This window comes from Pseudomonas sp. P4_D7 (genome assembly GCF_056401755.1).
Genome location: NZ_JBFUIR010000009.1, coordinates 55,775 through 67,260 on the forward strand (window position 1 = coordinate 55,775; position 11,486 = coordinate 67,260).

Consider the following 11,486-nt stretch of genomic DNA (forward strand, 5'->3'; position numbering starts at 1 on the left):
CTGACCTCGGGATGAATTTGATCATTCATCTCCTGAGACGGGCAGCCCTTTCAGTTCGGGTTAAACGCCGCTAAAAATATTTTCAGCGGTGATAACGGCGCACCGCACTGCTGTTGCGCAGCACATGGCCTTTGATTTTTTCCATCAGCTCGGCGCGGGTCAGACCGGCCGGCAAGGCGTCCGGGGCCAGATCCAGCGCGTAGATCTGGATGATGTAGTGGTGCGCACTGTCGCCAACTGGCGGGCACGGTCCCATGTAATGGGTGTTGCCCTTGCTGTTGGTGCCGCCGAGACCTTCGAGCGCGGATTTGGCACCGACGCCCGCTGCAATCTGGTGCGTGGTGGCTTTGATGCCGTAATGAATCCAGTGATCGACGCCCAGGCCTTTCTGGCCATCCGGGTCGTGCATGACAATCGCGTAGCTCTGGGTGCCGACAGGTCCAGCGTTCCAGCTCAGCGCTGGCGACTGGTTCTTGCCGCCGCAACCGGGTGCATCGCTGGCCGCGGCCGAGGTAAACAGGCGGTTATCGGAAACACCCGGGATGTTCAGGGTGAAACGCTCCTGGGCCTGCGCCGGAAACTGCACGCAAAGGGTGACGGCGAGAGCCGCCAGCCATGGGTTGAGAGAGGTCAATCGGGTCATTCCGGGAGCACCTTGTGCAGTTGGGCCGTCGTCGGCTTGCAAACTATAGCTGTACCGTTCGCGCCGTGGCAGTAGCAAATGGCTGAACCTCGCACTACCGCGCAAACTCACAAGAGAAATGCCCGTGAGGAAGCCGATCATGCCAGTGCACCGTGTCGCCCGTATCGCCGATGTCCCAGAAGACCGTGGCCTGCAAGTTGAAATCGGCGCGTGCAAGATCGTGCTGCTGCGCGCCGGTGGGCAATTACGTGCCTATCAGGGCGAATGCCCACATGCCGGCGCACCGCTGGCTGACGGTGCGTTGTGTCACGGACGGCTGATTTGCCCTTGGCACAAGGCTGCGTTTCGCGCCGAGGATGGTGCGTTGTGCGAGCCCCCGGCGCTCGACAGCCTCAAGCGCTATCCGCTGGAGCTGCGTGGCGACGAGGTTTGGGTCGATGATCAGCCGTTGCCCGACCCGCATACGCCGCCGGCGGACGATTCGCGCACTTTCGTGATTGTCGGTGCCGGCGCGGCAGGTACAGCGTGCGCGGCGGCGTTGCGGGAAAAGGGTTTCGGTGGCCGGATTGTGATGATTGATCACGAGCCGGGGGCGGGGTACGACCGTACGGTGCTGAGCAAATTTGTCCTTGCCGGGGAGATGCCACCGCAAGAAATACCGCCGCTGCGTGAAGATGACTTCTATAAAGACCAGCGCATTGAACGCCAACAAGGCGAAATCAGCGCAATCGACGCACTGAACAAAATCCTTCACCTCAACAATGGCCAGACGCAGCGCTATGACGCGGCGGTGCTCGCCACTGGCGGCGAGCCCAATCCGCTGGATTTACCCGGCGCAGATCTTCCGCAGGTATTCGTGCTGCGCTCAAAAGCTCAGGCAGAACGGATCATGCACGCTGCCAGAGGGGAGCAACGTGCGGTGATCATCGGCGACAGCTTCATCGCCCTCGAATGCGCGTCGGCCCTGCGCCAGTATGGTCTCGATGTCACGGTGCTGGCTCGCCACGCGATTCCCTTCGCTGCGCAATTCGGTGAAGCCGTGGGCAAAGCGATTCGCGCGCTGCACGAACAGAACGGGGTGAAGTTCATCACCGAACACGCAGCCACCGAGATCATCGGCGAAGGCAAAGTCGAGGCCGTATTGCTGGACAATGGTCTGCGTCTTTCGGCAGATCTGGTGCTGGCCGGTGTCGGCGTGCACCCGGCTACCGAAGCCTTTGCGTCACTGCCGAGGGAAAAAGATCAGTCACTGCGCGTCGATGACGGCATGCGCGTTACGGACGGCCTGTGGGCGATCGGCGACATCGCCACCTTCCCGCTGAACGGCCAGTTGCAGCGTATCGAACACTGGCGCCTGGCCCAGCAACACGCACGCATCGCCGCGGCCAATATGCTCGGTGGCGAAGAACATTATCTCGATGTGCCGTTTTTCTGGACCTGGCACTTCGGCAAGAATTACGACTACCTCGGCCACGCCGAACACTGGGATGAAGTGGAGTTTCTCGGCGAACCCGAAAATCCGCCCTTTATCGGTCTGTTCGGCAGAAACGGTGTGCTGGTCGCTGCAGTCGCCTGCGAAAAAGAACGTGCAATGGCGCTGTTGGCCGAACGGATGAAGCAACCGCTGGCAATGGAAGAGGCCTGGACATTGATCCGCGATTACGCTTGATCGTTCCCACGCTCTGCGTGGGAATGCAGCCCGTGACGCTCCGCGTCACTGGACGCAGAGCGTCCCTAGAGGCATTTCCACGCGGAGCGTGGGAACGATTAATTAACGGGGAAGGGGTTCGCGATTATCGTCATCTTCAGCATGCAGAAAGATCACCCGCGGATGCTCCAGTGGTGCCAGCGGCGGTGGCAATTCCTGCGGATGAACCGGCCAGAAATGTGTCACCACATGGCTGATGTCACCCTCCTGATCGTTATGAATGGTCATCACCCCAGGCGTGCGCAGTTTCTGAAAGCGCTCATCGCAGAGTTTGAAACTCTTGCTCAGCCCTTCATCGTCAATCACCGGCGATGGCAAGCGGCGCTGGGCGAAGCTGCGGCTTTTGCGCTGCTGATAGCGCGCCCAGGAAATCAGAATCACCGCGTTGACCAAGGCAATCCACAGATAAATCTGCAAGGTGCCCAGCGCGTCGAACGCCGATTTATCAAGCAGCGGCCCGCCCGCGTGAGTTTCAATAAGCGGCCACAAGCCACGGATCAGCAGAAACAGCAGGCCAACCCAGGCAATGACCGTAAGGATCACGTCGATCACGACCAGAAAGGGCCGCTGGCGGGTCCGGATGATTTTCATTTGATGACCTCCTCTTCGTCGTCGCCGATCGGTTTGATGCCCCGATCAGGACTGACCCAACGCGCACGTTTCTGATGTTGACCGAACAGCACTTTGGGGAAGCTGACCAACGTGGTCAGCAGGCTGATAAGCCAGAACACCAACGGATACCAGACCACCCAGAACATCGTGCGGCCCAATCCCGGCTCATAGCGCCGATCGATGACGATGCTTACCGCGAACTGCACCAGACAGACGAACGCCAGCAACAAACCGGTAAATGCCGGTGGCATCAGGTGATCCACTGCGATCGCCTCGGGCATGACCACAAACTTGCCGACGCCCCAGAAGATTACCGACAACAAGAAGGTGAACGCCCAACCGGTCGACAGGCAGTATTCGAACAGCAGCGGCCACAGGTAACGGTGACGGTACTGCCAGATACCACGAATGTTTTTGAACAGCACTTCGGCACCGCCCTGCGCCCAGCGCAGTCGTTGCTTCCACAGACCGCCGAGGGTTTCCGGCATGAGGATCCAGCACAGCGCGCGCGGCTCGTAGAAGATGCTCCAGTGGTCGAGTTGCAGCTTCCAGCTGATATCGATGTCTTCGGTGATCATGTCCGGGCTCCAGTAACCGACGCGGTTCAACGCGGTACGGCGGAACGCGACGATCACCCCGGAGACGGTAAAAATCCGCCCGAATACCCGTTGCGTGCGCTTGATCAAGCCGATGATGGATGAGAACTCACCGACCTGCACCCGCCCGACCAGCGTCGAGCGCGTTCGGATCCGCGGGTTACCGGTCACCGCGCCAAGGCGTGCGTTATCCAGCATCGGTGCGACCAGATAGGCTGCGGTGTTCGGCGCCAGCAGCGCATCACCGTCGATGCATACCAGATACTCACTGCGCGCTGCGATAGCGCCCATGCGCAAGGCGACGGCTTTGCCCTGGTTTTCCGCCAGGTGCAGCACGCGCAGGCGCGGATCTTCCTTGGCCAGCGCATCCAGCACTTGCGCGGTGTTGTCCTTCGAGCCGTCGTTGATCGCGATAACTTCGATGTTCGGATAATGCTGGGCCAGCGCCGCGTGGATCGTATCGGCGGCATTGTCGCCTTCGTTGTAGCAAGGGATCAGGATCGAGATCAGCGGCTCGCCTTCCAGTGGCGGTGGCAGGGTGTCGTCCTGCCACGGCCAGTGGCGTTCCCAGTGCAGCCAGAAGTACAGGCCGCCGGCAATCCACAACCCGGACATGAACAGCGGGTAGAAGAACACGAAGTCCATCAGGAACTGCCCGGTGACCAGGAAGATCAGCCCCAGCGGCACGCCGAGGACGAGCGCCAGAACAAGCAGGGCTAACAGTCTATCCAGCATGTTATGGATTCCATTTGTTGGAGAGTGCAGGCCTTACGGTTTTCAGGTCCGGCAGGTTGTCGAGGAAGTTGTCCGGGTAGTAACCGAAACTGGTCGCGCCCTGACGCTTGAGACGGCCCATCCAGTCCGCCAGATGTGCGCCGTCGATGTCGGCCTGATCCTTTTTCGTCCAGTCGCGGGCCTGCAATTCGAACACCGTGCGGTTCAGGGCTCCGGGGCGCTCGCTGACGGTTTGCACCAGGGTTTCCAGCCACGGGCCGGACTCGGCCTGGGTCTGTTTTTCCATGAGCGGCATGGCCATCGGCGCGGTCCAGTCATAGGTCTGCAGGAAATCGTCGAGGTTCTGTGCGTACCAGGCTTCGCTGCCGGGATTGAGCATCGGCTCGGCGAAAATATTGCGTGCGGTCAGCACCTGCGGGCCCCGAATGGCGCGGACTTTAGCGGTCAGCTCGTTGGTGAAGTCGATCAGGTAGCGGCTCTTGAACCGCGTCCATCGCTGCAGGGCCGCCGGATCATCGCGCAGGGCGGCAATTGAACCTGGCAAACCGTGGGCGACGTAGGCTTTCAACGCTTCGGGGCCGGCGTCCTCGAAGTCCGACAGAATCGCATCGTCGTGATAGAGGATGCCGTCGACCGAGGTCAGCCGCGCCACGTCCTCGTAGATTTCGCCGATGATCCGCCGCACCTCCGGATCGAACGGCGACAGGCGTTGGTACTGATCCGGATCGATTGCGGTGGTGCCGGTTTTCGGATCCCAGCGCGTGACACGCGGCAGCTTCGCATCAAGGCCGAAACTCAGCACCGGCATCCACGCAAACACCTTCACATTGGCGCGAGTACGCAGTTGCCAGGCCACGCGGTCGAAAATATCCGCACGTACCGGCAAGTGACGGTTGGGAAAGTACAGCGAGTGCACCAGACCATCGCCCTGCGGATCGGCAAAGGCTTGCAGGAACACCGTGTTGGCGCCCATGTCGGCCATGCGCTGCACCAGTTTGCCGAGGTTGATGTCCTGTTGTGCCGGATCCGGGTCGTAGACGTTGTCCAGATCAACGTGCACCACACGCATGACGAAATCCGACTGCACGTCGACGATGCTATTGGAGAAAACCTCGCCGTCGGGATCGGAGGAAACCAGGAAGCGCGGACTACTCATCAGGTTGTCGAGGGCGTCGAGACCGTCGTCCAGCGTCAGGGCCATTTCGTAGCCCTCCTCACCGACCACGGTCAGCGACGTGCCATCCGCCGCACCATACGGCCAGACCCAGACGCGTGGTTTCTTGCCGGTGACCTTGCGGATTTTTTCCGAGATGTTGTTCACGTCGATGCGAATCCGTGCCTGGAAATCGGCCTCGGACTCATAACGTTTGGTCACCGGGTCATAGCGCCGGGTCGCAGCAGCAGGCTGCAGGTTGCCCTGCGGGTTGGCCAGGATCCCTTTGTGGTTGGCGTCGGTGTGCGCGGCAATTTCCACCAGGCCGGATTGCGAGATTTCGCGCACCTGTTCCCAGGTCAGGAAGTCGGAACGCGCACGCGGCGCACCGGCAAAATCCACCGGTTGATTGAGCGGCGTGTCGATCCAGACGCCGACCGGGGCCAGCAAGGCGTGCCAGTTGTAGGCACGCAGCACCGGCAGCACGCGGGTGTAGAAACTCGCATAACCGTCGTCGAAACTGAGCAGGATCGCTTTCGCCGGCAGCTCCGGGCCGCCCTTGCGCGCGGCCATGATCTGGTCGACCGTCACCGGTTTGTAGCCGTTCTCGCGCAGCCACGCGAGCTGCTCGATCATGCGCTCGGTGCGCACCGCCACCACAGCCTGATCGGGATCGCGGTCTTCAACATCGTGATAGGCAATGCCGAGCACGTGATTTTTCGGCCACGGTTTTTCGCTGGCCGCCAACGGACGCTCGGACGGCGGCGCAAAGGCCGGAGCTTGCTGGGCGCAGGCGCTGACCAGCAGCGCTCCCAGCAGAAGGATGAAACGCGAAATCAAAGGCATCTTCAAACTCTTCTAGAAGCGGAAAGTGAGGTCGACGAGCAGACGCAGATCGGTCTCCCGATCACCGTCGTAAGGCCGGTTGATCACACTGAACAAACCGCCCACCTCGAACACGTCGTTCCAGGCATAACGCTGGCCGTAACCGAGCAAGGCCATGCCGCCGGTGCCGTGCTCACGCTGGCTGTACGTGCCCGCGCCGGCCTGGAACTGCTGGCTCCAGGAGGTTTCGTAGCGGTGGTAGAGAACGTGATTGACGTTGACCAGCGGCATCACGCTGAAGTCGCTTTTGGGGTTGAAGTACGGCACGTCATCGGACTTGGAGTTATGGCTGGTGCCAACTTCCAGCCCCGCATCGACCTGCACGTTCGGCGCGCTGTAGACGCCCTCGCGGCCGGTGAGCAAGGCTTCAACGCGGTTGTTGCCGTCGCTGAAGTGCGACGGGCTTACCGACAGGCGCCACTCGCGGCTTTCGTTGGCGCGCCAGCGGATGAAACCGCTGCCGCCATTGGCCTTGATGTCACTGTTGAGCGCGCGCAATGGCGTCTCGGCCGACAGGTATTCGAGGCTGCCGCCGTACTGCCAGTGGTCATTGAAGTCGCGGGCGATCGCCAGACGCGCGCCCTGTTTGTCGCCGAAACCGTAATCGTGATTGGACACCTCGGCTTCAAGGGTCATGTCACGAGTGCGGCGCTCCAGGCCGACACGCTGAAAGCGGTGGTGCCCGGTGCCTTCGGCGAAGTCGCCGGTGGCATACCCGGCCCCGGCGAACACGCGCCAGTCTTCATCGATCGGCGGGCTGTACAGGGTGGTCTGGATACCAAAATCGCGGCTGCCACTGACGGCTCCGGCATCGCCACTGCCGCCGCCATTGGCCTTGCCGCCGTAGGCTTCAACGCGCAGTTCGGACATGTCATGCACTTCGCGCTCGCGCGCTGCACGCTGGACCTGACGGTTATCAGGGAAACGCGCGACCACGTCATCGGTCAGCGCATCCATCTGCCGCCATTCCTGCAGCGTCATCGCCGTGCGCGCCTGCGCGACTTCCAGGCCCATGCCGCGCGGCACCATGCTCTCGGTTTCCTTGAGCTGGATTTCCGCACGGCGCGGCCATTGCCGCGCCAGATACAGGTCAGCCTGGGCCAGACGCAGGCCGACATTGCCGGGGGCCTGATCGACCAGCGTCTGCAAGCGTTCTTCGCTGTGGGGCAAGTCGGAACCATAGGTCCCGGCCTGCGCGGCCAACTGCTGGGCGTCCATCCATTCATGGTTGGGATTGCCGATGGGCAAACCTTTGAGTTCGACACGCGGACGCTGGGACTTGGCAGCGTCCTCGGCGACTTTGCGCGCTTCATCGGCACGGTCGCTTTCCAGCAATGCGTAATACAGCGCGGTGGTGTCTTCGAGGCGATCACCGACATCAGCGTCCGGCGCCGACAGCACCTGGCGATACAAGTCCGCGGCGATTTCCGGTTCACGTTGATCCAGATACGACGCCGCTACCCAGCGCAAGGCGTAAGTCGGAATCTTCACACCTTCGGCTTGCAGCTTCTGGTACTCAGTGATGACGTCGGCCGTGCGTACCCTGGCCTTGAGTGCGCCCATGCGGTCGATGCGCCAGCGAATGACGTCGTCGTGAGCTGTGGCGTCAGGTGTCCAGGTGGCGAGCAGTTTGTCGTAATCGACCAGCGCACGGTCGGCGATGACGTAGCGTTCTTTTTCGCTGCGGGTGGCGAGTTCGGCGAGACGCACGCGCTCGGCGGCCAGATCACCTTCGAGGCGACGCAACGTGACCGGATCGATCAACCCCGGACGCTGATTGGCCAGACGCAGCGCCGGTTCCGGCAAACGCGCCTTTTGCAGAGCAACCACGTATTCGCGAGCGACTTCCGGCTTGCTGCCGGCGCGCTTGAAGGCCTGATCGTATTCGAACAGGGCATCGTAAGGTTTGTTGTCACGGGTCAGGGCATAGCCCAAGGCGAGACGGCGCGACGGATCATCGGGCTTGGCCGCCACCAGCGCTTTGGCGCGGGTCACCGCTTCGTCGGGTTTACCGGCGTCAGCCTGGGTCAGGGCCAGGCCCAGTTGCAGATCGGCGTTATCCGGCTCCAGCGCCAGGGCCTTGTTGTAGACCTGAGTCGCCTGGTCCCAGCGCTTGAGGTTGCGATAGGCACGGGCGGTGGCGGTCAGCGCCTGAACCGGCAGGACGCGGTCGCGGCCCTGGGTTTCATAAACCTGCACCACCTCGGCATCGAGGCCGGCCCAACTGGCGATTTGCAGGTGATCGCTGATCTGCCCGGTCGTCGACTGACCGGGTGGCACCTGACGCAAAACCGTCAGCGTCGGCGTGTACTGCCCGGCGCGAGCGTCGCGCACCATCTGATCGTAGGGTGTGTCGGCAAACGCCAGCGCCGGCCAGAGCAACTGGCTGCACAGCGCGACTCGGAACAAAGGGCGTAAACCACGATGTAATACAGGAACATCAATACGCGGCATTCGTCAGCATCCTTACATGGCCAGCCGGGTCGCAATGCCCTCCTTGCCCATTCGTAACGGTGGCCGCCAATGCACATGCAACGGCCAAGCTTAGTCAGGCAGTTTTGCACGCAAGCGTAGAGCAACATCCAGAACACAATAATTGTTCAGAATCGTGCTGGCGGTTCAGCCGAAACCCGAACGCCAGACAGCAAAACGCCCGGCGTCTGTGCGATACAGAGGCCGGGCGCTGCTATTAAGAACGCAGAATTACTGCACTTGCGTGACGCCTGCGAACTTGCTCATCAGGAAGCCGACGAACTGCTCAACGGTCATCTTCTGGCCGTTGAATTCGACCTGATTGGCGGCGTAGTGCAGCTTGGTCACGACGTTGGTGCCGTCGACGACGGCCAACTGCGAACCGACCGCCATGCCGGCGAACATGTCAGCCGCTTCCTTGGACTGATCAACGATGGCTTTGGCATCGGTCTGACCATCCAGTTGCGCCTGTACGCTAAGCAGATCGACCAGCATCGGCTTGGACACCTGGATATTCAGATCAAGCAACGCAATCAGTTGTTTGCCCAGTTGATCCGGCGGCAAATCCATCGATTGCGGCTTGGTCAGGTCGATCACCAGATTGGCCTTGCTCTCGCCGTTGGCGGTGTTGAACGAGAGGTTTTCCAGCGCAATCTGTGGGCCGGCGGCCAGCAATTTCTGCAGGTCGGCTTTGACCTGGGCGTTTTCAGCTTCGGTGAGGTTCAGCTCCGGCGCTGGCAAGCCCTGGGCTGCAGCCTCGGCCGCGGCTTTTTCATACGGCTGCAATTTGGTCTGGTAGATCTGCATCAGCGACATGGTCGACGGGATGTCGAGGTTTTTCAGGCTCATGGCCATGTTCGCCGAACCGACTTTCTTGTCGTTGATGCTGACTTCGCCAATCTTGTAATCAGCACGACCCGAGGCATTGCTGCCGTTTTCTTCGGTGAGGTTCTTCATTTCGAAGTTCTTCACACCGAGCACCGATTGCTTGGTGCCGAAGGTGGTTTTGCTGTTGGTCAGCTCCAGGGTGTTTTCCCCGGTGTAGTAGCCGTAGCTGCTTTTGGCGAGGTTGCTGGCCAGGGTCAGACCGTTGAGTTCGACCTGCACCGGCGCCTGATCTTCAGCCACGGTGACCAGCTTCAGGTTGTCCATGTAACCGTCTGCCTTGACCTTCTGCGCTTTGGCGTTAGCGGAGATGTTCATGGTCAGGCCGGAAAATTTCAGACTCGATTGCTCATCCAGCGCAGTTTCGAACGGCAGCAGGTCGAGAGTGCTGGTGGTGGACTCGTCGTAGCCGATGCTGGTTACGCCTTTGAGCGGCGCGGCGCCCTTGGTGGCGGCGAACCATTTCTCGGTGGCCGGATTCTTTTCCAGTTCGTAGTTGCTGGTGGCCATGACCGGCAGCCATTTCAGCGAAACCAGACGCGAGAACGGCAGCGGACCGTGTTCGATGTGGTCGACAAACAACAGTTCGACCGGCTTGTCGCCAAACATCTCGCCTTCACCCTTGAGGCGATAGTGCGCGGTACTGGTGAAAGTGTGGCGTTCCAGCGACACCAGCTCCAGCGATGCGGTGCCGTTGGAGCCGGCCATCGCGGTTTGCAGCTCTTTGTTGGCATTGCTGACGGCGTTGTTCAACACGCCTTCGATCTTGGTCCCGGTGTACCAGGCCCCGCCCGCGCTGATCGCGCCGATGGCAACAACAATTCCGAGAAGCACGCCTGCTGATTTATTCATGAATGACCTGATCGATTTCCGTGGCTGTGAGTGTGGTCGTCTTCCCTGAACCCGTGACCGGGTCGCGGCTCGACTGCGCTGAATTCAGCGGTGGAGATTAGCACCGGGCGCGCAAGACGGCCCAATGTTTAAAGGTTAAAGAGTGTCTTTGGGGAGAGTGGACAGTGGGCGGGCAGTGAGAGTTTCGCTGTTTTTCAGTCCGCCTTCGCGAGCAAGCTCGCTCCCACAGTGGATCTGTGCTCAACACAAATCCACTGTGGGAGCGAGCTTGCTCGCGAAGGGGCCAGATGATTCAGCAGAGAATCAGGAATACTGAACCTCAATCTCATCCAGTTGATGATCAAAGCTTTTCAGCCGCGCGGTCCACGTATACACCAGCACTTCGAAGTCCCGATCGATCACCGCCCCACCCGGCCCGTCGGCGCGCGGATCACAGAAATCCAGTTGATAGCGCTCGCGGGCCATGGCCGTGGCGACATCGGACAATTCGCGGGCGTTGTTCAACCAATGCCAGCCCTCGTCATCGATCTGCTTGTCTAGTTCAAGACACTGCTTTTTCAGCGCTTCGAGGCTCTTTTCCAACGGCGTGCCGGTGAGTTCGCCCATGACTTCGGCGAATGTCCGCCCCGGTTGCCAGTAACTGCCCCAGAAATACCGGTCGAACACGGTTTCGACCCGGCGCAGGGCGACTTTGGTGTCCCAGATCAGCACCAGGGTCTTGCCCTGTTCAAGCTGCCGCTTCTTCACGCGCTGCACCTGAACCGACGCCCAGGCGACCACGACGATGGCCATGACCGCAATCAGCGCGACGGCGCTGTCGAGGAAAACCATGGCCTTGTCGATCTGATGGGCCAGCATGATGCCGTAGAAATAGGTCGCCGAGAGCAGCACCAGCGCTGCGAGGGCGCACCAGAAGCCGAGAGCGTAAGGGTTTTTCATTATTGG

General features: G+C 60.8%; 8 protein-coding genes. 1 reads left to right on the forward strand and 7 read right to left on the reverse strand.

Annotation, left to right across the window (positions count from 1 at the left end; translation table 11 throughout):
* Positions 1-82: 82 nt before the first annotated feature.
* Complete coding sequence (locus AC1DVF_RS08920; RefSeq protein ID WP_093440364.1) at positions 83-643, reverse strand: YbhB/YbcL family Raf kinase inhibitor-like protein; 561 nt, start codon at positions 641-643, stop codon at positions 83-85.
* Positions 644-782: 139 nt separating this feature from the next.
* On the opposite strand from AC1DVF_RS08920, the gene AC1DVF_RS08925 reads away from it, so the two are divergent.
* A complete protein-coding gene (locus AC1DVF_RS08925; protein WP_116256404.1) occupies positions 783-2,312 on the forward strand; it encodes an FAD-dependent oxidoreductase in 1,530 nt (509 codons plus the stop codon).
* Positions 2,313-2,414: 102 nt separating this feature from the next.
* Here AC1DVF_RS08925 and pgaD read toward each other — a convergent pair whose 3' ends face one another.
* The 6 genes from pgaD to AC1DVF_RS08955 all read right to left on the reverse strand — a co-directional run bounded on the left by pgaD (position 2,415) and on the right by AC1DVF_RS08955 (position 11,480).
* On the reverse strand, positions 2,415-2,942 hold the full coding sequence (gene pgaD, locus AC1DVF_RS08930) for a poly-beta-1,6-N-acetyl-D-glucosamine biosynthesis protein PgaD (protein WP_460130499.1): 528 nt from the start codon (positions 2,940-2,942) through the stop codon (positions 2,415-2,417).
* Positions 2,939-4,294 (reverse strand): poly-beta-1,6-N-acetyl-D-glucosamine synthase, encoded by a 1,356-nt coding sequence (gene pgaC / locus AC1DVF_RS08935; protein WP_093440350.1) that lies wholly within the window; start codon positions 4,292-4,294, stop codon positions 2,939-2,941. Before pgaC ends, pgaD begins: the two co-directional genes overlap by 4 nt.
* A 1-nt stretch (position 4,295) precedes the next feature.
* Positions 4,296-6,293: a poly-beta-1,6-N-acetyl-D-glucosamine N-deacetylase PgaB gene (pgaB, locus tag AC1DVF_RS08940; protein ID WP_477782340.1), complete on the reverse strand. Its 1,998-nt coding sequence runs from the start codon at positions 6,291-6,293 to the stop codon at positions 4,296-4,298.
* Positions 6,294-6,305: 12 nt separating this feature from the next.
* Positions 6,306-8,786, reverse strand: a complete 2,481-nt coding sequence (pgaA, locus tag AC1DVF_RS08945) for a poly-beta-1,6 N-acetyl-D-glucosamine export porin PgaA (RefSeq protein WP_460130497.1) — start codon at positions 8,784-8,786, stop codon at positions 6,306-6,308.
* 249 nt (positions 8,787-9,035) lie between these two features.
* On the reverse strand, positions 9,036-10,541 hold the full coding sequence (locus tag AC1DVF_RS08950; protein ID WP_320336035.1) for a YdgA family protein: 1,506 nt from the start codon (positions 10,539-10,541) through the stop codon (positions 9,036-9,038).
* Positions 10,542-10,844: 303 nt separating this feature from the next.
* Positions 10,845-11,480, reverse strand: coding sequence for an NADH:ubiquinone oxidoreductase subunit N (locus tag AC1DVF_RS08955; protein WP_320336036.1), 636 nt, complete (start codon positions 11,478-11,480; stop codon positions 10,845-10,847).
* Positions 11,481-11,486: the final 6 nt, after the last annotated feature.